19 protein-coding genes are annotated in these 22238 nt (G+C 44.3%); 5 read left to right on the top strand and 14 right to left on the bottom strand.

What is annotated here, in order from left to right; all coding sequences use genetic code 11:
• Positions 1–26: 26 nt before the first annotated feature.
• The 5 genes from argH to AM279_RS05100 all read right to left on the bottom strand — a co-directional run bounded on the left by argH (position 27) and on the right by AM279_RS05100 (position 4785).
• On the bottom strand, positions 27–1310 hold the full coding sequence (gene argH / locus AM279_RS05120; RefSeq protein WP_054406676.1) for an argininosuccinate lyase: 1284 nt from the start codon (positions 1308–1310) through the stop codon (positions 27–29).
• Positions 1311–1387: 77 nt separating this feature from the next.
• A complete protein-coding gene (locus AM279_RS05115) occupies positions 1388–2515 on the bottom strand; it encodes a M20 family metallo-hydrolase (RefSeq protein ID WP_054406675.1) in 1128 nt (375 codons plus the stop codon).
• Between the two features lie 16 nt (positions 2516–2531).
• Complete coding sequence (gene argB, locus AM279_RS05110; protein ID WP_054406674.1) at positions 2532–3314, bottom strand: acetylglutamate kinase; 783 nt, start codon at positions 3312–3314, stop codon at positions 2532–2534.
• Positions 3304–4254 (bottom strand): N-acetylornithine carbamoyltransferase, encoded by a 951-nt coding sequence (locus AM279_RS05105; RefSeq protein WP_054406673.1) that lies wholly within the window; start codon positions 4252–4254, stop codon positions 3304–3306. Before AM279_RS05105 ends, argB begins: the two co-directional genes overlap by 11 nt.
• Positions 4255–4257: 3 nt before the next feature.
• Entirely contained in the window at positions 4258–4785 is a 528-nt protein-coding gene (locus AM279_RS05100) for a hypothetical protein (protein ID WP_054406672.1), read from the bottom strand.
• Between the two features lie 281 nt (positions 4786–5066).
• On the opposite strand from AM279_RS05100, the gene AM279_RS05095 reads away from it, so the two are divergent.
• On the top strand, positions 5067–6884 hold the full coding sequence (locus AM279_RS05095; protein WP_160316431.1) for an acyltransferase family protein: 1818 nt from the start codon (positions 5067–5069) through the stop codon (positions 6882–6884).
• Between the two features lie 4 nt (positions 6885–6888).
• On the opposite strand, the gene AM279_RS05090 is transcribed toward AM279_RS05095, so the two are convergent.
• The 6 genes from AM279_RS05090 to fahA all read right to left on the bottom strand — a co-directional run bounded on the left by AM279_RS05090 (position 6889) and on the right by fahA (position 14034).
• Positions 6889–8031, bottom strand: a complete 1143-nt coding sequence (locus tag AM279_RS05090; protein WP_054406670.1) for an aspartate aminotransferase family protein — start codon at positions 8029–8031, stop codon at positions 6889–6891.
• 87 nt (positions 8032–8118) lie between these two features.
• Positions 8119–9096 carry an N-acetyl-gamma-glutamyl-phosphate reductase gene (gene argC, locus AM279_RS05085; protein WP_054406669.1) on the bottom strand — a complete coding sequence of 326 codons (978 nt, stop codon included), beginning with the start codon at positions 9094–9096 and terminating at the stop codon, positions 8119–8121.
• Entirely contained in the window at positions 9089–10285 is a 1197-nt protein-coding gene (locus AM279_RS05080; protein WP_054406668.1) for an argininosuccinate synthase, read from the bottom strand. The genes argC and AM279_RS05080 overlap by 8 nt, the downstream gene beginning before the upstream one ends.
• A gap of 21 nt (positions 10286–10306) precedes the next feature.
• Positions 10307–11401: a DUF4738 domain-containing protein gene (locus AM279_RS05075; RefSeq protein WP_054406667.1), complete on the bottom strand. Its 1095-nt coding sequence runs from the start codon at positions 11399–11401 to the stop codon at positions 10307–10309.
• 1 nt (position 11402) lies between these two features.
• A complete protein-coding gene (locus tag AM279_RS05070; protein WP_074961431.1) occupies positions 11403–12098 on the bottom strand; it encodes a GNAT family N-acetyltransferase in 696 nt (231 codons plus the stop codon).
• 652 nt (positions 12099–12750) lie between these two features.
• Positions 12751–14034 (bottom strand): fumarylacetoacetase, encoded by a 1284-nt coding sequence (gene fahA / locus AM279_RS05060; RefSeq protein WP_054406665.1) that lies wholly within the window; start codon positions 14032–14034, stop codon positions 12751–12753.
• Positions 14035–14156: 122 nt separating this feature from the next.
• On the opposite strand from fahA, the gene glyA reads away from it, so the two are divergent.
• From glyA to AM279_RS05040, 4 genes are all read left to right on the top strand, one after another.
• Positions 14157–15431: a serine hydroxymethyltransferase gene (gene glyA, locus AM279_RS05055; RefSeq protein WP_054406664.1), complete on the top strand. Its 1275-nt coding sequence runs from the start codon at positions 14157–14159 to the stop codon at positions 15429–15431.
• Positions 15432–15633: 202 nt separating this feature from the next.
• The gene (locus AM279_RS05050; RefSeq protein WP_054406663.1) at positions 15634–16206 is read left to right on the top strand and encodes a TetR/AcrR family transcriptional regulator; all 573 of its coding nucleotides are present in this window, start codon (positions 15634–15636) and stop codon (positions 16204–16206) included.
• 44 nt (positions 16207–16250) lie between these two features.
• Complete coding sequence (locus AM279_RS05045; protein ID WP_054406662.1) at positions 16251–16994, top strand: putative quinol monooxygenase; 744 nt, start codon at positions 16251–16253, stop codon at positions 16992–16994.
• A 13-nt stretch (positions 16995–17007) separates the two neighbouring features.
• Positions 17008–17865, top strand: a complete 858-nt coding sequence (locus AM279_RS05040) for an aldo/keto reductase (RefSeq protein ID WP_054406661.1) — start codon at positions 17008–17010, stop codon at positions 17863–17865.
• A gap of 237 nt (positions 17866–18102) precedes the next feature.
• Here AM279_RS05040 and AM279_RS05035 read toward each other — a convergent pair whose 3' ends face one another.
• From AM279_RS05035 to AM279_RS05025, 3 genes are all read right to left on the bottom strand, one after another.
• The gene (locus tag AM279_RS05035; protein WP_054406660.1) at positions 18103–18534 is read right to left on the bottom strand and encodes a leucine-rich repeat domain-containing protein; all 432 of its coding nucleotides are present in this window, start codon (positions 18532–18534) and stop codon (positions 18103–18105) included.
• A 54-nt stretch (positions 18535–18588) separates the two neighbouring features.
• The gene (gene pheT / locus AM279_RS05030) at positions 18589–21018 is read right to left on the bottom strand and encodes a phenylalanine--tRNA ligase subunit beta (protein ID WP_054406659.1); all 2430 of its coding nucleotides are present in this window, start codon (positions 21016–21018) and stop codon (positions 18589–18591) included.
• Positions 21019–21108: 90 nt separating this feature from the next.
• The gene (locus tag AM279_RS05025; RefSeq protein ID WP_074961451.1) at positions 21109–22167 is read right to left on the bottom strand and encodes an NAD(P)H-dependent flavin oxidoreductase; all 1059 of its coding nucleotides are present in this window, start codon (positions 22165–22167) and stop codon (positions 21109–21111) included.
• Positions 22168–22238: the final 71 nt, after the last annotated feature.

The raw sequence follows: 22238 nt of genomic DNA, 5'->3' as shown, positions 1-22238 counted from the left end.
CTGTGGTTTTGCTTACCCAAATATAGCTATTTTAGCTGTTGTTCCATTTTCTTTCTTATCTCCTCCAGGCACAAATTATTAATGCTGCCCTCGTGGGTGTGCTTTGTAGCCTTTGGCGATACAAACGTGCCGTTCTCTACCTGTTCGCCTACAATTTTATAAGCATCGCGGAAAGGCATGCCTCCTGTAACCAGTTCATTAAGTGCATCTACCGTAAAGAGGTAATCGTATTTTTTATCGTCTAAAATATGCTCGTTGACCTTGATTTCCTTTACGGAATAATGCGCCATTTCCAGGCATGATTTCAGCGTTTGCAGGGCAGGGAAGAGGCCTTCTTTCAATAATTGGAACTCCCTGTGGTAGCCGCTGGGCAGGTTGTTGGTTATAAGCGTAAGTTCATACGGCAATGCCTGTATCTTATTACACTTGCCGCGGATAAGCTCAAAAATATCAGGGTTCTTTTTGTGCGGCATAATGCTGCTGCCGGTAGTTAAATGCTGCGGCAGGCTTATAAAGCTGAAATTCTGGCTCAGGTACAGAGTAATGTCCATAGCCAGCTTGCTCAGCGTTCCGGCTACCGATGCCATTGCAAAAGCAGTGGTTTTCTCGGCCTTGCCACGGCTCATTTGTGCAGCAACAGCGTTGTATTTAAGGGTTGCAAAGCCCATTTCCTGCGTGGTAAATGTACGGTCTATTGGGAACGAGCTGCCATATCCCGCCGCCGAACCCAATGGGTTTTGGTCTACCACCGTTAGCGCGGCATTCAGCATGGTAACATCGTCAATCAAAGTCTCTGCGTAGGCCGAAAACCACATGCCAAAAGACGACGGCATAGCCACCTGAAAGTGCGTATAGCCCGGCAAGAGTACGTTTTCATACTGCTTGGCCATATCCATAAGCAGGTTGAATAATTCGCTTGCCTGGCTTTTTAGGGTCAGTATTTCGGCTTTAAGATACAGGTGTACATCGGTCAATACCTGGTCGTTACGCGAGCGTGCGGTGTGTATTTTTTTGCCGGTATCGCCCAGTTTTTCAATAAGCAGGTATTCTACCTTGCTGTGTACGTCTTCAAAACTGTCTTCTATGGTAAAGTTACCGGCTTTTATATCGGCCAGGATGTTTTGGAGTTCTGCAACCAGTTGCGCTGCCTCATCATGGGTCATTAAGCCCACTTTCGCCAGCATTTTAGCCTGCGCCATAGAGCCCAGCACGTCATACTCGGCCAGTACAAGGTCGAGTTCGCGGTCGTTGCCCACAGTAAACAGGTCGGTTTTCTTATCAGTTGGTATGCCTTTATCCCAGAGTTTCATTTTTTCTTTTTTTTGCCACGAATTACACTAATTTTCACAAATTAATTAGTGGATATTCGTGAAATTAGTGGCTTAAATCATTCAGTTTCAGCGGCAGCGTTTTCTGCTACAGTTATATTCAGGAAGCCGGAAAGTATTTTTATGTACAATGCAACACCCTCTTCAATTTCATGTACATATATAAATTCATCGGCGCTGTGTGAGCGTGGCGAATAGCCCGGCCCCAGCTTTAGCGACTGGCAGCTGAGTACCGACTGGTCGCTTAGCGTAGGCGAACCATAGGTTGTCCTGCCCAGTGCCACACCGGCCTGAACCAGAGCATGGTCTTTATCTATATGCGATGAGTTAAGGTGCAGCGAACGTGGGTTAGCGGTTACCTTATCTCCAAATTTGGCAGCCAGCTCAGCCCTTATGATTTCAAGGACTTCAATATTGGTATAGCAATCGTTTACACGCACGTCTACCACAAGGTTACATTCAGCGGGGATAACATTGTGCTGCTTACCGGCACTTATGCCTGTAACGGTCATTTTCATGGGGCCCAGCACTTCGCTAACCTTTTCAAAACGGTAATCACGGAACCACTCCGTCACGGGTATGGCGTTGTAAATGCTTACATTATCGTTAGGATGTGCAGCGTGACCCGGTGTACCGTTAACCACTACATCAAGTACCAACAGGCCTTTTTCGGCAATGGCAAGCTGCATTTCGGTAGGTTCGCCTACAATGGCCAGTTCCAGCTGTGGCAGGTGTTTCAGTACGCTGTTAAGCCCTTTAGGACCACTGCTTTCTTCTTCCGCAGAAGCCACAATAACAAGGTTGTAGGGCAGGTTTTCGGCCTCATACAGGTATGTGAACGTAGCAATGAGCGATACCAGGCAGCCGCCGGCATCGTTACTGCCCAGGCCAAATAACTTACCGTCTTCAACTGTTGGCTCAAGCGGGTTGCGGGTATAGCCCTGGTTGGGTTTTACTGTATCGTGGTGCGAATTGAGCAGCAGCAACGGTTTGCCTGCTTCAAAGTTTTTATTGAATGCCCAGATGTTGTTGTTTTCCCTTTTAAAAGGGATATTATTGTTATTGAACCACGCCTTTATAAGCAGTGCCGTACCTTCTTCTTCAGATGAAAAAGACTGTGTGGCAATAAGCTGCTTTAGCAGGGCAATGGCCTCTTGTGTAAGTGTTTGTATGGTTTTGCCGGTCATGCAAAATAGTTTTGTGTTATGGCGTAATGAGCGTATAATCGCTACCGCCTTTAATCATTTCAGGGCTGCCGATGCCTATGGACGTAACGCCCCGGTTAAGGGCATTAAAGCAGTTTTCGAGCTTGGGCAGCATACCTGAGTGTATGGCGCCTTGCTCGCGAAGTTCCTGATAGTTTTCAAAAGTAAGGTTTTTTATAACGGAATCCTCATTTTCCACATCGGTCAGTACGCCTTTTTTCTCGAAGCAGTACAGCAGCTTTACATCAAAATGGGCGCTGCACGCCACAGCAAGTTCTGCGGCAATGGTATCGGCATTGGTGTTAAGCAGCTGGCCTTTACCATCGTGTGTAACGGCACAAAAAACGGGGACTATATTCTGTAAAAGCAGCACTTTAAGCAGCTCATCGGCTACTGAAATTACATCGCCCACAAAGCCGAAATCTACAGCCGCATTTTTACGTTTTTCAGATAAAATAAGGTTGCCGTCTGCCCCGGTAAAGCCTATAGCGTTATTGCCAAGAGATTGTAACTGTGCCGTAATATCTTTATTGATGAGCCCCGCATAGGTCATTACCGCTACATCAAGCATGGGCTTATCGGTAATACGGCGGCCTTCGTGAAAAACAGCGGTTATGCCCAGCCCCTCGGCGGTTTTGGTAGCAATTTTGCCACCGCCGTGCACCAGTATCTTATAGCCTTCCACAAGGGCAAAATCAGCCAGGAACGCTTTTAATGCATCAGGGTTATCTATTACATTGCCGCCTATCTTTACAACGGTAAGCTGTGGCTTATTCTGCATTTTCTAATATTTTAGTCAATATGGCCTGTGCCGACCACGTGCGGTTGTTAGACTGCGGTATTACGATAGAACTGTCGCTATCCAGCACGGCATCGGCCACAATCATATTGCGGCGCACGGGCAGGCAGTGCATGAATTTGCCGTTATCAGTCAGTGCCATTTTTTCGGGTGTAACCGTCCACGATGGGTCTTTGCTGGTTATTTTGCCATAGTCTATATAGCTGCTCCAGTTTTTGGCATAAATAAAATCGGCATCCTTAAAGGCTTCATCCTGGTTGTGGGTAATGGTAACACCAGCGGTAAACTCGGGGTTGAGCTCATAGCCCTCAGGGTGTGTGATGATAAAATCAACATCGGCCTTTTTCATCACTTTTACGAATGAATTGGGCACGGCATGTGGCAACGCTTTGGGGTGGGGTGCCCATGTAAGTACCACTTTGGGGCGCTCTTTGGTTTTAAACTCCTCAATGGTAAGGGCATCGGCCACAGCCTGAAGCGGGTGCTCTGTACTGCCTTCAAGGCTTATAACCGGCACCGACGCATATTTTTTAAACGCGCTGATAACATATTCTTCTTCATCTTTCTCTTTATCTGTCAGGGTAGGGAAGCTGCGTATGGCAATCACATCGCAATATTGCGAAACTACCTGCGCGGCTTCTTTAATATGTTCGCTGGCAGCGCCGTCCATCACCACGCCATCTTCAAACTCCAGTGTCCAGCCTTCAGTATTCAGGTTCATGACGATAGGGTGCATGCCCAGGTTAAGGGCTGCCTTCTGGGTGCTTAGCCTGGTGCGTAAGCTGGGGTTAAAAAACAATAACCCAAGGGTTTTATTTTTGCCCAACTGCTGGTTGGCATAAGGTGCTGCCTTAACGGCTTTCGCTAAGGCTACAAGGCCTTTAAGGTCTTGTATATCATCTACCGAAGTGAAGTTTTTCATTGTTTAATTATAAAGGTTCTCAGACGCTATTTTTAGAGAAATTAAATAATCAGTATTAAATTCTATTACCCGAATTTTTTTAAGTTTAAATACACGTTCTTCCGTCCACCTTGCCTTAGTATCTAACCATTCAAGTGTAAGTGTTTCCTGGTCTATAGATAGTAACCTGCCAGGATAGGTTGATGTTTCAGATTTTTTATATAATGAAAATATTCCAAATCTGTTATTTAAAGCTTCAATAAGGCTTACAGTATCGGTTAAAGGCAATTTTTCCAGTTTGCCCGGTATAAATCCTTTTAAACGAATTACTTTTTCGGTAAAATCTTCTGGTTCTTCCCTAAAAATATCATCAATATTGCTGTTTCGAATTAAGATGTAACCATCAATTATATAATCTTGCGGGTTGTATTGCAACAGTATCCATTCTTCAGAATAATCCAAAAGAAACCCCGAAATACTACTCTCCCGGTCTTTAAACTCAATTGTTATTATTGAGTATAAGTACGTTTTAAGTATGTTGTTTAATTCCATTATTAGCCTTGGTTTAAAGCCCAAATCCTAACACCTTGTAGCTGTTTTTCAAAACGATGGTTACAAGGCCGTTAAAGCCTTTTAAATCATTTACCAAGGTGAAGTTTTTCATTGTGTTTTATACTGCAAAATTAGCATGCCAAATATACTTTGTTTTACGGGTATTTCCGCAGGTTTTTACCGATTAATTAGCCACATTAACCATAATTTATAACCTGTTTTTTGTTACCGGCAAAGCTGCACCAAATTGTGTAGCTTTGCCGGTAACAAAAAAATTACCCGTGGAGTACAGGAAAGATATACAGGGATTACGTGCCCTGGCTGTGATTTTTGTTTTGGTATTTCATATCAATCCGCTATGGCTGCCGGGCGGGTTTATAGGGGTAGATGTTTTTTTTGTAATATCGGGTTTCCTTGTTTCGTCGATTATCCTTAAAAAGCTTGAAGCGGGTACGTTTACCTTTACTGACTTCTATACCGGCAGGCTTAAAAGAATTGTACCGGCCTATTATTTTATGCTGCTTTTTACATGTATTGCCGGTGCGATGCTGCTTATAGGAGATAATGTAACTACCTTAAAAAGAGAGCTTGCACATGCCATGTTGTTTAACAGCAATTATGTTTATGCCCAACAGGATTCTTATTTCGGGATGTCGGTACAGCAGGACCCGCTGCTGCACACCTGGACCATTGCCATAGAAATGAAGGTTTACCTCCTGCTGCCATTATTGTTGTTTTGGGTAAAAAGGAAATTGTTGGTACCTGTTATTACCTGTGTTAGCATACTATTGCTGCTTTATGGCACTTACCTGATTGAAATAGATAATGCTTCTGCCCAGGCATATTATGCTTTGCTTGTGCGTATACCTGAATTTTGTGTGGGTGTGCTGCTGGCCTTGTTGCTAAAAGGCAGGGGTATTTCCGGGAGATTTAAAACATATTCCGGTATATGCGGACTGGCTATTTTGTTTTTGTGTGCTTTTTTGTTTAGTCATGAAACACATTTTCCAGGGTTGGCAGCCCTGTTGCCCTGTATAGGTGCAGTATTGCTACTATTGGCAAATGATGGGCCTGTGCACAAACTGTTGTGTACTAAGCCGCTGGAGTTTACAGGTACACTGTCTTACTCCCTATATTTATGGCACTGGCCCATTATTGCATTTGTAAGGTATTACTATGATGTAAATGAATTTCCTGTAATACAGACACTTCTTATAGTTGTGGCTACTTTTGCAGTCGCATGGGTTTCATACACTTTCGTAGAGCGTTTTTTTATGAAAAAAACGGCAGCGTTTTGGTATGGAATTATTGCACCCGGCATGGTGCTGACAGCATTGTACTTTTGCATGCCGGCCCTGAATAAAAGGATTTTAAATATTCCACAGGAATATACCGGCCCGGTAATAGGCCTGCCATCAAACAATTCGGTTTTTGTGGAAACTTTTGGCGATAAAAGTAAGCATCCCCAAATATTTTTGACGGGTAACAGCCACGCCCTGAGTATGAAACCGTATCTTGACTACCTGGGCAGGAAAAGGCATTTTTCGTTCAGGACACTTACATCATATTCGTATCCGCCTATTGAGGGTATAACCCGAAAAGATGCTTTGCAGGGTGGGAGGTATGTTGATTATATAGAATCACTGCCGTTAATACCGGTGGCCAATAAGGAGATTGAAAATGCAAAGATTATAATTATAGCGGTAAATGACTGGGATGTGGTGCCAACATTATGTACAGCTATAAAAAGTACGGCGCTTAAACTGAGGAAAGACCAGCACCTTATTTTGCTAACCCCATTTCCTGTTTTAGATAAAAATCCTTTACACGTTAACAGGAGTATAGTGAAGGATTATGATAAAGCACAGGATTACAAAGTTATATACCGCAAACCAACCCCATGGATTAGACAGCTGGCAGCCACTATGCCAAATGTGCACCTGCTGGACCTGGAAAAAAACAGCATTTTTAATGATGCGCCCTTTTATAACGATACCCTTATGTATTATGATAAAGTGCACCTAAACCACTATGGTGCAGAAGTTTTGGCAAAGCATACAGAAAAGCAGCTAATGGATTTGCTGGATGCTTTGCCGTAATAACTTATTCTATATCAATGGCATCTAATGCTTTTTTAAGCCCTGCAAAAAACACATCTGCATCGGCCTTTGTAATAGAAAGGGGAGGGAGGATGCGCAGCAGGTTCTTTTGGCTGGCGTTGCCGGTAAAGATATACTCGTCGTAAATAAGCTTTTTGCGAAGCTCGGTTACATCAAAATCAAACTCAAGGCCCAGCATAAGGCCACGGCCTTTTATGTTTTTGACCTGCGGAATTTCAGCTGCTTTTTCTTTAAAGTAAGCGCTTACTGTATTTACGTTATCAATAAGGTTTTCTTTTTTGATAATGTTAAGTACCGATAGTGCTGCCGCACATGCCAGGTGGTTGCCACCAAAGGTAGTGCCCAGCAGGCCGTACTTTGCCTCAAACTTAGGTGATATCAATATACCGCCGATAGGGAAACCGTTGCCCATGCCTTTAGCCAGCGAAATAACATCGGGCGTAATGCCGTGCCACTGGTGCGCAAAGAATTTACCCGAACGGCCGTAACCGCTTTGTATTTCGTCCAGTATCAGCACAATGTCATTATCATTACAGGCTTTTTCTATGGCTTTAAAGAAATTTGTTGTGCCCTCGTCAAGCCCGCCAACGCCCTGTATGCCTTCTATTATCACACAGCATACATCGCCTTTGGCAATCTCGGCGTTAAGCGCGGCTTCGTCGTTGAGGGGTAAAAATACCACTTCATGTCCTGCGTTAAGCGGAGCGACTATTGACGGGTTATCAGTAGCTGCAACGGCTGCCGAAGTACGCCCGTGGAAGGCTTTTTTAAAGGCTATAACCTTCTTTTTCCCGTTGTGGAACGATGCCAGCTTCAGCGCATTTTCATTGGCCTCAGCGCCCGAATTACACAAGAAAAGGGTAAAATCAGGGTAGCCCGACTGCTGTGGCAGCTTTACGCCCAGTTCTTCCTGCAATGGGTTTTGTATGGAATTAGAATAGAAACCTATTTTGGCCACCTGATCGCTTACGGCCTGTACATAATCAGGGTGCGAGTGCCCGGCAGAAATAACGCCGTGGCCCCCGTAAAAATCAAGGTATTGTTGCCCTTTATCGTCCCATACTTTTGCGCCCAGCGCATTTACCGGGGTTATGTTGTATATGGGGTATACGTTGAATAAACTCATACTTTTAAGTTTATGGTTTGTTGTTTATGGTTTATAGTTGCTTACTCCAACTCCCCCTTTGGGGGCTGGGGGGCTTGTTAGGGGGGCTTAGAACCCCGCTGCCTTTAGTTTCAACCCTGTTATTTCTTCAAGGCCAAACATCAGGTTCATGTTTTCAATCGCCTGTCCGCTTGCGCCTTTTACCAGGTTGTCTATAACCGATGTGATGAGCAGGTAGTTGCCGTGCTGCTCAAGGCCGATGAAGCAGTTGTTGGTTTGCAACACCAGCTTCATGTTTATGGCGCCGGTGGTGACTTTTACAAACGGTTCAGCCTTATAATAGTCTTCATACAGCTTTACAATGCTATCGAAATCAGCCGGTAGTTTTGTGTATAGCGTGGCGAAAATGCCGCGCGCAAAATCGCCGCGGTTGGGTATAAACAGTACTTCGTTATCAAAACCGGTTTGCAGTTGTTGCAGGCTTTGTACGATCTCGCCCAGGTGCTGGTGGTTAAACGCCTTGTAGTGGCTCATGTTGCCCATGCGCCAAGGGTGGTGCGACGTGCCCGACGGCATAACCCCTGCGCCCGTACTGCCTGTAGTGGCGTTTATGTGTACAGTATTGTTCAGCAGGCTGTTTTTTGCCAATGGCAGTAATGCCAGCTGTATAGCGGTGGCAAAACACCCGGGGTTGGCTATGTATTGTGCCGTTTTAATAGCGTCGCGGTTCAGTTCCGGAAGGCCGTAAACAAAGGCTTTACCGTTAAACTGTGCATCTGCCGTAAGGCGGAAATCATTGCCCAGATCGATTATTTTAGTCCCTTCTGAAAACACATTAGCCTGAAGGAATGCCAGCGATTTGCCGTGACCCAAACAAAGGAACACCACATCAACATCGGGGTTAACGGTATCGGTAAAATTAAGGTCGAGCTCGCCCAGCAAATCTTCGTGTACCGATGCAATGGGGCTGCCCGCATTTGTAGTGCTGTACACAAAGTTTATTTGCGCCTGTGGGTGGTTGGCCAGCAAACGCAAAAGTTCGCCAGCTGTATACCCTGAGCCGCCTATAATGCCTATTTTAATCATACTGCTCGTTGTTTACGTGTGCGTATATGTTTTGCGCGTTGCCCACAATTTTAATAAAGCCCTTGGCATCATCTGCCGTCCAGGCGTTGTTAACCTCGCCATACTGGCCAAAACCGCTGTTCATAAGGTCGTGTGCCGACTCAATGCCATCAAGCGAGAAGTGGTACGGCTTAAGGCTTACGGTAACGGTGCCGGTAACGGTTTTTTGTGTGTCTTCCAAAAACGTTTCTATGTTGCGCATTACCGGGTCAAGGTATTGCCCTTCGTGGAACAGCATGCCATACCAGTTGCCCAGCTGCTCTTTCCAGTACTGCTGCCATTTGCCCAGCGTGTGCTTTTCAAGCAGGTGGTGCGCCTTTATGATGATAAGCGGTGCAGCGGCCTCAAAGCCCACACGGCCTTTGATGCCTATAATGGTATCACCCACATGGATGTCGCGCCCAATGGCAAAGGCTGATGCCAAAGCCTCAAGCTTTTGTATGTTTGTGGCAGGCTTGTCAAACTCATTGTTTAAACCCACAAGCTCGCCTTTTTCAAAGTGAAGGGTTGCCTTTTCAGGCTCTGTTTTTTGCAGTTGCGACGGGTACGCCGAATCGGGCAGGGGCTGGCCTGATGTAAGGGTTTCCTTGCCGCCTACGCTGGTGCCCCAAATACCTTTGTTTATCGAGTATTGGGCTTTTTCCCAAGAATATTCCACGCCGTTTTTCTGAAGGTATTCTACCTCTTCCTGGCGGGTAAGCTTCAGGTCGCGTATTGGGGTAATGATTTCCATTTCAGGCGCTATGGTCTGGAACACCAGGTCAAACCTTATCTGGTCGTTACCGGCACCAGTACTGCCGTGAGAGATGGCTTCGGCACCCACTTTCTTGGCATAGCGCACGGTTTCCAATGCCTGGAATACACGCTCTGCACTAACCGAAAGGGGATAGGTATTGTTTTTAAGCACGTTGCCAAAAACCAGGTATTTAATGGCTTTTTCGTAGTACTTGTCTATAATATCAAGGTTAAGGTGGTTGGCACTGCCCAGTTCGTAGGCGCGCCTTTCTATGGCCTGCAACTCTTCTTCGCCAAAGCCACCGGTATTGATTAAAATGGTATGAACTTCATACCCCAGTTCGTTCTTCAGGTACTTAAGGCAGTAAGAGGTATCAAGACCCCCGCTGTATGCCAAAACCACTTTTTTACTCATGTCTGTATGTATTATAAAAATTTATTTTTGTTGCTTAACCAGGCGTATGGCCTTTGTAACGGTGTCCATTGCAAAGGTTTGTTCACTGGTTTCGGTATTAATGTCAAATGTAACCTCGTTATCGGGGTTTGTTTTTGCTTCCCGTAAGGTTGTAAACGGTACCGTAAAGATACCCAACGGATTGCCCCGAGGTATTACCGTTATGTTATCAAGCCGGTCGTCGAGCATGATGTAGGTGCGGGTGGTTTTTTCGGTGTATGATGGTACCACATAACCCAATAAGTCATAATAACCGGTGTACGTAAAGGCTTTAAGCACCTTACCCTGGCTGTCTATCAGGCGGGCGTTGTCTTTTGCGTCGCCTTCTTCCGGGTCGTATACCACTAATATGGTAGTATCGTTAATCAGTTTAACATGCGCCAGGGATTTACCTCCGTCAAACAGATCTACAGCCTTGCCATCGGTATTTAGTATTTTGGCACAGGTTAAAACAAAGGCATTGCTGGTGGGGACTTCAATTGTACCATCAGTCCCGCCGCCACCGTAATTATTGTTGAATGATTTTTCAATTACTTTACCATCCATGCCTATCATGATGAAACACTGGTCGCCAATATCAGATTCGGGAATCATAAAATCAAGGGTAAACATCAGCGCCTTAAAACCGGGGTGATACCCATGAAAATAAGGCAGGTCTGTCACACCCTGTAACAGTGCGTCTTTACCTATCTGGCCATCAAAGTCTTTTTTAGTAAAGTTTTTGGAAAACAGGGTTTTATTATCTTTACTTAAATTGATGGTATAGGTAATATCATATCCGGTATAGTCTGATTTACGTACTTTGTTATTTACCGTATCATGCCAAATGACCGTTTCCGAAAGCTTTTTAAGCGTGTCCATAACGGCACGGCATTCTATTTTATAAGCACTGCCATTTATGGTAATCAGCGTGTCTTTGCGTACTGAAAACGGCTCAAGATATGTAGCTACATTGTTGTCATAAACCGTATCTGCTTTTGTAGTGGTGTCGCTGCCAACAACAGCTGAAACAGCCTCCTTTTTACAGGCTGTAAGGCACGCAAGTATAAATAGGCTATATGTAACAATGCGTATCATCTTAGCCTTTGTTTTTAGCGTTTATAAACAAAAAGAGCTTCTTGTCTTCGCCTTTTTTAGGAGGCACATCGTCTTTATCTTTTTTAAGGAACAGCGCCTGTTTAATGCTCTTAAGGCGTGCCAGTACCTTTTTGTTGAATTCATACTGGGTTTCCTCTTCCTTCTTTTTACTTGCAGGGTCGTACAGCATACCGGTGCACAGGCACATTTTGTACTCTTTGCGCTGTAGTATGTCATAATTGTTACAGCCGCTGCACCCTTTCCAGAATGATGGGTCATCAGTCAGTTCGCTAAAAGGCACGGGTTTGTAGCCCAGCTCTGAGTTTATCTTCATAACGGCCAGGCCGGTAGTGATGCCGAATATCTTGGCGCCCGGGTATTTTTCCTGAGAGTAGTTAAATACCTTTTCCTTGATTTTTTTAGCAAGCCCGAAGTTGCGGAAGTCAGGATGCACAATAAGGCCGGAGTTTGCCACAAACTTGCCGTGGCTCCAGCTTTCTATATAACAAAAGCCTGCAAAGCGCCCATCGCCAATGGCAATAACAGCATCTTTGTGCTTCATTTTTTCTATGATGTACTCCGGTGTGCGCTTGGCTATGCCCGTGCCACGCTGAATGGCAGACTCATACATGGTGTCTACAATTTCCTGGGCAAACTTATAGTGCTCTTCTCCGGCAATTATAATAGATATATTCATTTCAGCTTAAGAAATAAAGTATATAAAATTCAATAAAATAATAGGATAGTTTCGTAGAGTACAGGCAGGACGGACCCACCCAAAGTATAAGCAGACCGTTACGGCCTGAAGCGCCTCGGGCTCAGGAAAGAATTAAGGTTGCTGATGTAAGCAAGGTCCCCAATTACAGACGATATAAAAACAGTTGTTGTTTTCAATTCAGTTTTCATACTTATTAATGGTTGCAAATGTAAAGTATTTGACAAAAAACATGCCCAATTTTTTGCTAAAGAATTACAGTTTTGCAAATACCCCACTAAAATGCCCGTGTGAGAATAAAATACAGAATATTTTTAATAAAAAACGCCCCAAAAATGGAGCGTTGATAATTTTTTATGTGAATTATTTTTTTGTTTCGCAAAGATGCGCAAAGAAGGCACAAAGCTTCGCAAAGGTTTTTGTGGAAACGGGCACGGCCTGTTTCACGTTATGTACGTATTTAAAAGATTGCCGCGCTCCGCAGGCTCCGCTCGCAATGACGGAACGTGAAGAAAACAATGTAAACTTCGAGAACCTTTGTGCCCTCTTTAAGAGATTCCTCAACTCCGCTGCGCTTCGTTCGGAATGACAAACCGCACCCCATAAAAAAGGCCCCCGTTAGGGAGCCTGTATTTTACTTCTTAGAAAATGGCGGTAATAATTTACTGCATACCTCGCCGAAGCCTATGCGGACCGTATCATTTTGACAATACCCTCTCATAATGACAGTATCGCCGTCGTTTATAAACTTGCGTTCGGTGCCGTCTTTAAGGGTAAGCGGGTTCTTGCCACCCCAGGTAAGCTCCAGCATTGAGCCAAAACTATCCTCAGTAGGGCCAGAGATGGTGCCGCTGCCCATTAGGTCGCCACTGTTTACACGGCAGCCGTTTATGGTGTGGTGCGCCAGCTGCTGCGCCATGCTCCAGTACATATATTTAAAATTACTGTTGCTTATTACGGTTTCCTCAGCTTCTTCAGGCTGTATGGCTACCTGAAGGTTAATATCAAAACTATGTGCGCCTTGTTGTTGCAGGTATTCCAACGGTTTAGGTTCCTGTGCAGGGCCTTCTACACGGAAAGGCTCTAACGCATCGAGCGTTACAATCCACGGTGATACAGACGATGCAAAGTTCTTGGCAAGGAATGGCCCCAGGGGCACGTATTCCCATTTTTGTATGTCGCGGGCGCTCCAGTCGTTAAACAGCACCAGGCCAAAAATGTGCTCCTCAGCTTCTTCAACAGAGATTGGCTCGCCCATAATGTTGGCATCGGTTGTAATAAAAGCCATTTCAAGCTCAAAGTCCACTAAACGAGACGGGCCGAAAACCGGCTGTGTTTCGCCGTTAGGCAGCGTTTGCCCCATTGGGCGGTGTACCGGTATGCCAGATGGAATTATGGTGCTTGAACGCCCGTGGTAGCCTACAGGAAGGTGCAGCCAGTTGGGCAGCAGTGCATTTTCCGGGTCGCGGAACATCTTGCCCACGTTTGTAGCGTGCTCTTTGCTGCTGTAAAAATCGGTATAATCGCCTATAAGCACCGGCAGCTGCATTTCTACATCTTCAATATTAAATATAACCACCTCGCAGTGTTCGGCGTTATTTTTAAGGGTGGTGTTCTTTTCGTCAAAAAGGTCGGCAATGCGGTTGCGCACCAGTCGCCATGTTTTTTTACCGTCAGATATAAAGTCGTTCAGCGTATCCTGCATAAACATATCATCGGTAAGCTCAATGCCCTCAAAGTAGTTTAGTTGTTGCAGGGCGCCCAGGTCTATGGCATAATCGCCTATGCGGGTACCTATGGTAACCACATCATCTTTAGTTATAAACACCCCAAACGGAATGTTTTGTATAGGGAAATCGCTGTCTTTGTTTACGTTAAGCCACGATTTGCGTGAAGGATCATTTGCAGTAAGAGGCATGGTTATAAGCTGTATATTGTAAATTAGTTAATTGTTTTATCGGTTTGCCAAATATACTTTTGTTAGCGTATTTACAAAACGTTTTTTGTACTTTTGGCAGCAAATTAACGAAAAATAATACAATGCAACGCGACGAACAAATTTTTGACTTAATCCTTGAAGAACAGGACAGGCAGATACACGGGCTTGAGCTTATAGCCTCTGAGAACTTTGTGAGCGACCAGGTAATGGAAGCCGCAGGAAGCGTACTGACCAACAAATATGCCGAGGGGTATCCCGGAAAGAGGTATTATGGCGGTTGTGAAGTGGTAGACGTTATAGAGCAAATAGCCATAGACAGGGCTAAGGCACTGTTCGGCGCTGAGTATGCAAACGTGCAGCCGCACAGCGGTTCTCAGGCAAATGCTTCGGTTTTCCATGCATGCCTAAAGCCGGGTGATAAAATTCTTGGTTTTGACCTTTCTCACGGTGGACACCTTACACACGGCAGCCCTGTAAACTTTTCGGGCCGCCTGTACAACCCTGTATTTTATGGTGTAGATAAAGAAACCGGCCGCCTTGATTATGATAAAATCCAGGAGATAGCTACAGCTGAGAAGCCACAAATGATTATAGCAGGTGCTTCGGCCTACAGCCGCGATATGGACTTTGCACGTTTCCGCCAGATAGCAGACAGCGTGGGCGCCATACTACTTGCAGATATATCGCACCCTGCCGGCCTTATAGCCAAAGGCCTTATGAGCGACCCAATACCACACTGCCACATTGTTACTACCACTACCCACAAAACCTTGCGCGGGCCAAGGGGCGGTCTTATACTTATGGGTAAAGATTTTGAAAACCCATGGGGCCACACCACGCCAAAAGGCGAAATCAGGATGATGTCGGCCCTGCTTGACCTTGCTGTTTTCCCGGGTAACCAGGGTGGGCCGCTGGAGCATATTATTGCTGCTAAAGCTGTTGCATTTGGCGAGGCGCTTAGCGATGAGTTTTTCCACTATGCCATGCAGCTGCAAAAGAACGCTAAAGTTATGGCTGAGGCATTTGTAAAGCGTGGTTACAACATTATTAGTGGTGGTACAGATAACCACATGATGCTTATTGACCTGCGTAACAAAAACATTACCGGTAAAGAGGCTGAAAATGCACTTGTTAAGGCCGAAATAACCGTTAATAAGAACATGGTTCCGTTTGATGATAAGAGCCCGTTTGTAACATCGGGTATCCGTGTGGGTACTGCGGCTATTACAACCCGTGGCCTTGTTGAAGAAGATATGGAAACCATTGTTGCCCTTATTGACAAGGTTATTACCAATTACACTAACGAGGAAATCCTTGAAGAAGTAGCAGACGAAGTAAACGAAATGATGAGCGAAAGGCCGATTTTTGTTTTTTAGTTTAAGGTTTAAAGTTTCAGGTTCAAAGTTGAGCTTCACTCGGAATCTTTAAGATATGAAATCCTCCTTCGGGAGGATTTTTTTATTGGAATAAAAATAGGGTAGGTGTGGTTGGTATTTTGAATAAAGTTGGAAAACTGAAAAATCAGAATATTACATTTTATTTTGGAACGAATGGTTTAATATGTATATTTGCACCGTTATGCCAAGAAACAAGGAATTTGATTATGACGAAAAGCTGGTAGCAGCGCGCAACCTTTTCTGGAAGAAGGGGTATAATGCCACGTCTATGAACGACCTTGTGGATACTATGAAAATTAACCGTAGTAGTATATATCTTACCTATGGCAACAAACACGACCTGTTTGTAAAATCGCTTGGCAATTATATGCAGAAGAAAGACAAGCAATACCGTGAGGCCGCCGCAAAAACCAACGACCCATTACAGGCCGTGCGCAATATTATCATGTCGGTTTGCAATGCAGCCATTGATGAAGGCAACTGCCTGTTTACCAATTCGGTTTTTGAGCTGGCGGGCAGCGATGAGCAGGTTGGCAAACTGGTTAAGCACCAAACGGAGGGCGCTGTGGTGCTGTTTGAATCGCTGTTGCAGCAGGCTAAGGAAAACGGAACCTATACATTGGCCAAGACCCCGGCGGAAATGGCGCTGTTTTTAGTTTCGGGGCTGGTATCTATCTACAACACACAGATTATTTTTTCGGATAAAAAACTGACAGAGCAGACAGCCGAAATTTTGATGGCTTCTTTTGACTGATATTTTTTTATCTTATTTTGGAACGAATGGTTTAAAATAAAAATATGATACAAATTAAAAAATGTAAACGAAAAAGGCTTGTTAACTGCTTATGGCTGATTGGAGTAGCTTTATGTATTGTGGGTTGTAATAACAGCAACACGCAAACCGAAAGGTCTGAAACTGCTAAAACAGATACTGTTGCGGAAGTCTATGTGGAGCTTGGATTCTTCGGGCCTGTAAAACCCGAAAAATGGGCGGTGCTGTTAGCGGCCGTGCAAAACAACGTTACCCATTCGCGCAGGGAGGCTGGAAACCTGGCGTTTAACTTATACCTACCGGAAAATGACACCTTGCAGCCCATTTGGTTCGAGCGCTTTCAAACATACAAAGCGCACACCCTGCACATGCAGCAGGATTATTTTAAAAAAGCCATAGCGGTCATAAAGCAGTCGTTAGCGGGGGAGGCGCTGTCTATAGCGCTTAAAGATGTAAAGGAAGTTCCTGCCGTGAATCCTAAAAATAGAACGGCAGCCCATAACAGCATTACCCTTTATACTGTAAAACCCGGCAGCCGGCAGCAGTTTGTAACTGCTATGGCCAATGCTGCAGCTAAATGCAGGGGTTTATCTAATAATGTGGAATACAACCTGTACCAATATAAAAATGAGCCTGAAAAATTTGTGCTTATTGAGGCTTGGTTAAATAAGCCAAAGAATGTGCAGGAGCCTGAAGCTGAATATTTTGCAGCTGAGCCTGTGAGGTATATGGTGAAGGATATATCTGAAAATAAAAACGTAAATCATTAATCTTTAAATAAATATGAAAACAGTTACATTAAACAACGGTGTAGAAATGCCGCTTTTGGGCCTGGGTGTTTTTCAGGTAAGCAACCCTGAAGAATGCGAGCAGGCGGTTATTGCGGCCATACAATCTGGCTACAGGCTTATAGACACGGCTTCTTTTTATTATAATGAGGCGGCTGTGGGCAATGCCATTAAAAAAAGCGGTGTGCCCAGGGAGGAGCTTTTTATTACTACCAAGCTGTGGGTTTCTGAGGGTGGTTATGAAAATACCAGGGCTGCCTTTGAGCGCTCGCTGCAAAAATTAGGGCTGGAATACCTTGACCTGTACCTTATACACCAGGCACTGGGCGATTATTACGGCTCATGGCGTGCTATGGAAGAGTTGTACAGGGAGGGAAAGATACGCGCCATAGGGGTAAGCAACTTTTTCCCTGACAGGATGATAGACCTTATTGCCCATAACCAGGTTGTTCCGGCAGTAAACCAGATAGAGGTAAACCCATTCTTTCAAAGGGAGGCGGAGCATGAGCTGTTACAGAAAAACGGTGTGGTAACCCAATCGTGGGCATCGTTTGCTGAGGGTAAGAATGATTTCTTTAACAACCCGGTACTTACTGCCATAGGGGCTAAGTACAATAAATCGGTTGCACAGGTTACGCTGCGCTGGCTTATACAGAGGGGGATAGCTGTTATACCGAAGTCGGTTCGCGAAGAGCGCATCGTTCAGAATAACGATGTTTGGGATTTTGAACTGACTGGCGAAGACATGGCTGCTATTGCCACGCTTGATACCGGCAAAAGCGCATTTTTTGACCACCGCGACCCGGAGACGGTTGAATGGTTAACCAACCTGAAAGTTGATATTACCAAATAACATTTTTAAAAATTGACTTAACTGTAAGTTGGCGTTTTAAACAAAGTCCAAAATGTAAAAATTCACGATATATCGTGAATTTTTTTTGCGCCATTAAGTGATGCGAAGAAAATCTGGCTATGATTTTTTAGATGTTGTAGTATTTTCTTTTAATCAAATTTTAAGGTCTCAGGCCTTGGTTTTTGAATTGAATCTTGAAGTCCAAAAGTGAAATATTAAGCATTTTTGGGTTATTTTTTAGTCTATCATCAGGCGGGTTTTGGGTAGCTTTTCTTTTACCGTTTGCTTTATATATTCAATATATTCATCGCTAAACAGGTTATCGCTTAAAATAAGCTCGGTAAGGTTGGTAAGTGTAAAAATTTCATCAGGAAGCACCTCAAGGCTATTACCTGCAAGGCTTAATGATTTGATTTTCTTTAAATTACCAATTTGCCTGGGGATTTCATAAAAGCCATAATCGGTAATGTACAGTTCTTCTATATTTCTCAGTTTGAATACATCTTTTGGAAATTCATCAAATTCTTCGCCACTCAAATTGCCGTTAACAGCCAGTGATTTAACCTGTTCGGGTGCTTTCAGTGCTTCAGATAAGGCTTCACACTTAATGCATTGTGCATTACTAACTGCAAAAAACAATAGTAAGGGAAGGATAAAACGTACTGTCATTATATGTAGAATTAAAAAGCCGGAGCATAATGTTCCGGCTTTGTGTTTTAAGTATTATCGAAGCGTAGCCCCGGTTTGTTTCTCAAGGTTTTGCTTAATCTTGGTTATAATCTTGTCAATTTGCTCATCTGTAAGCGTTTTAGAGCTGTCCTGCAGCACAAAGCTTACCGCATAAGACTTCTTACCCTCGGGCAGGTTTTTACCCTCATATACGTCAAAAAGGCTAATGTCTTTAAGCAAAGACTTCTCTGTTTGCCTGGCTATAGTGTAAATTTCCTCAAAACTTACATTGTTGTCTACAAGCAGGGCGAGGTCGCGCCTTACTTCCGGGAATTTAGATATCTCGGTATATTTTATCTTACCCGAAACCAGCTTGCTTATGGCGCCCCAGTTAAAGTCGGCAAAAAGCACATCCTGTTTAATATCAAAATGCTTCAGCACCGGTTTGCGTATGGCGCCTAACTCTGCAACAACCTCAGTGCCAATAGTATAGGTAATGCCTTCAGAAAACACATCATTTTCAAGCGGCTGTGTTTTTACTTTCTCTTCAAGCCCAAGCCTTGAAAGTACTGCAGTAACATAGCCCTTAAACATAAAAAAGTCAGAACCTTTTTGAGGTTGTGTCCAGCTTTCAGCCAGGCGGTTACCGGTTACAGTAAGTGTAAGGTGCTTTTTCTCCTCATAGCTGCCCGGTAGTTTATGGTAGCTTTTGCCAAACTCAAACAGCTTCAGGTCAGCACGGCGACGGTTTATGTTAAATGATACAGCTTCAAGTGCGCTAAACAGCAGGCTTTGCCTCATGGCGCTAAGGTCGCTGCTTAACGGGTTAAGCATTAGTACATTAAATTCTTCTTTCAGGTTTTCGCTAAGCGCAACATAATCAGGCGTTGTAAGGCTATTGGCCATCATTTCATTAAAGCCAAGTGCCGTTAATTGGGCAGCGGCAATATTTTGCAGCTTATGGTCGTCAGTACGGGCTGAATTGGCTATCGAAGCATTAAGCTTTTGTGTAAAGCCAATGTTGTTGTAGCCATACACACGCAGGATTTCTTCAATAACATCAATCTCGCGGTTAACATCTACACGATAAGCCGGGATTACAAGCCCAAGCCCTTTTTCAGACATTGAGTTTACCTTAATATCAAGCGATACCAGTATTTTTTTAATTGTTTCTTTTGGCAGTTCCTGGCCTATAACACGGGTAACGTTATCAAAGCTTACAAATACCGGGAAATCCTCAATTTTTTTAGGGTAAATATCTTCGGCATCGCTGGTAATTTCACCACCGGCGGTTTCCTGAATCAGTATGGCAGCACGCTTAAGGGCATATTGTGTAATGGTAGGGTCAATACCCCTTTCAAAGCGGAAAGAAGCATCGGTGCTTATACCATGCCTTTTAGCCGTTTTACGCACGCTAACCGGGTTAAAATAAGCACTTTCAAGAAAGATTGAAGATGTGGTTTCACTAACTCCTGAGTCTTTACCTCCAAGTACACCGGCTATGCACAGCGGGCCTTTTTCGTCACAAATCATCAGGTCTTCTTCATGCAGTGTGCGTTCCACATCGTCAAGCGTGGTAAATTTAGTACCGGCTTCAACAGTCTTTACTATAATTTTCTGGCCTTTTATTTTGGCACCATCAAAAGCATGTAGTGGCTGGCCAAGCTCGTGCATTACATAGTTGGTAACGTCTACAATGTTATTTTTTGGTGTGATGCCTATAGCTTTCAGTCTGTTTTGAAGCCATGCAGGAGACGGTTTTACCGTAACACCGCTTATGGTTACACCACAGTAGCGTGGTGCCAGCTTGTTGTCTTCAACTTTAATGTCTACCTTAAAAATACGCTTATCTACACGGAAGTTACTAACTGATGGTGTTATAAGCTCTGTATGAACATTTTTTTGTGTAAGCCCGGCACGCAGGTCGCGCGCTACACCCAGGTGGCTCATAGCATCGGCACGGTTTGGCGTAAGGCCTATTTCAAAAACCTCGTCATTTTCTATATTGAAAAGCTTGGCAGCCGGAGTGCCGGGAGCAAGGTCATCTTTAAGTACCATAATACCGTCATGGCTTTCGCCAAGGCCAAGCTCGTCTTCGGCGCAAATCATGCCGTGGCTTTCCTCACCGCGAATTTTTCCTTTTTTAATCTGGAAGGCATTGCCCTCTTTGTCATATAGCGTAGTGCCTATGGTTGCAACAGGCACTTTTTGGCCTGCAGCCACATTTGGCGCACCGCAAACAATTTGTACCGGAGGGTTTCCGTCACCCAGGTCTATTGTGGTAACGCTCAGCCTGTCGGCATTAGGGTGTTGTATGCGGGTAAGTACATGGCCCACAACTACGCCCTGAAGGCCGCCTTTAAGCGATTCATATTTATCTACACCTTCTACCTCAAGGCCCAGGTCGGTCAATAAGGCCGATGTTTCTTCAGATGTCCAGTCAAGTTTTATAAATTGTTTAAGCCAGTTGTAGGAAATGCGCATTTGTATCTATTTTAAGTAGCGCAAAGATAAAAATTGTGGAATAAAAACACCGACTAAATTATACTTAAAGCATAATGTTATAAACTACCGTTAGCCAAGGGATTCAAAACTGTGTACCATGTCTGTAAATATTTGGGTAGCGGGCTTTTGTTGTGCGCCACCGGCAGCCTGCCCTGCCCAGAGGTTAGTGTAATCAGCATTGTCCGCTTTTTGCGATGCTACCCTAAGCGGGGTAGTAAGGCTGTTCATAATAGGGTAAGGAGGGATTACAAGTCCTGAAAGGGTAATCTCATCCATCATTTTATTGCTAATACCGCGCGCCCATCGCCCGGAAAAAACTCGTGTTAACTGGGTTTCAGTATCAATAATGTTGGCAAGCCTGTTTTTGTAAGCCGGTATTGCCAGGCTTTCATTACAGGCTAAAAACACACTGCCTACCTGTACTGCCTGCGCCCCCAATACTAAAGCGGCCTTAATTGTCCTGCCGTCTTTAATAGCCCCTGATGCAATAACCGGAACTTTCACAGCATCTACAACCTGTGGAAGCAATGCCATTAAGCCAATCTGTGGCAATGGCTCGTTTATAAAACTGCCGCGGTGCCCTCCGGCTTCAATACCCTGAACGGAAATGGCATCAACGCCTGCTTTTTCTAATAGTATAGCTTCATTGACCGATGTGGCAGTACCAATTAAAAATACATTGTTAGCCTTAAGTGTATCAATACTTTCCCGGTCAGGTATGCCAAAAGTAAAGCTTATAATGCTTATATTTTCTTCCAAAAGAACGTCAATTTGTTCTTTATATGAATAGAATTTCAGGCTGTTTATATCGGGCTCATCAAAAACGAGGTTGTTTTGAGTGGAAAGATCTTTTAGGAAACTAAGCATGGATGTAGCTTCGGTTGTATTAACTTCCGGAATGTCATGAACAAAAAGATTAACCGCAAAGGGTTTATCAGTCAGCTGTTTGGTTTGTTGTATTAGCGCTTGTGTCTTTTCCGGAGAAAGCCCGCCTACAGGTAACGACCCCAGCCCGCCTGCATTGCTTATAGCTGCAACCATTTCAGGAGTTGTAATGCCCAGCATAGGCGCCTGTATTATAGGGTATTGAATCTTTAGTGGTTTTAATAAGGACGTTGGCCAGGTCATCTCAGCAGTATTTGTATCAAAATTACTTAAAAAATAGGGTAGGGCGGGGCTTAAAATCATAAAATCCTTAC

Origin of the sequence: Flavobacterium akiainvivens (assembly GCF_001278115.1) — a bacterium.
Lineage (GTDB): Bacteria > Bacteroidota > Bacteroidia > Flavobacteriales > Flavobacteriaceae > Flavobacterium > Flavobacterium akiainvivens.
This window is presented reverse-complemented; position numbering and strand designations above follow the sequence as displayed.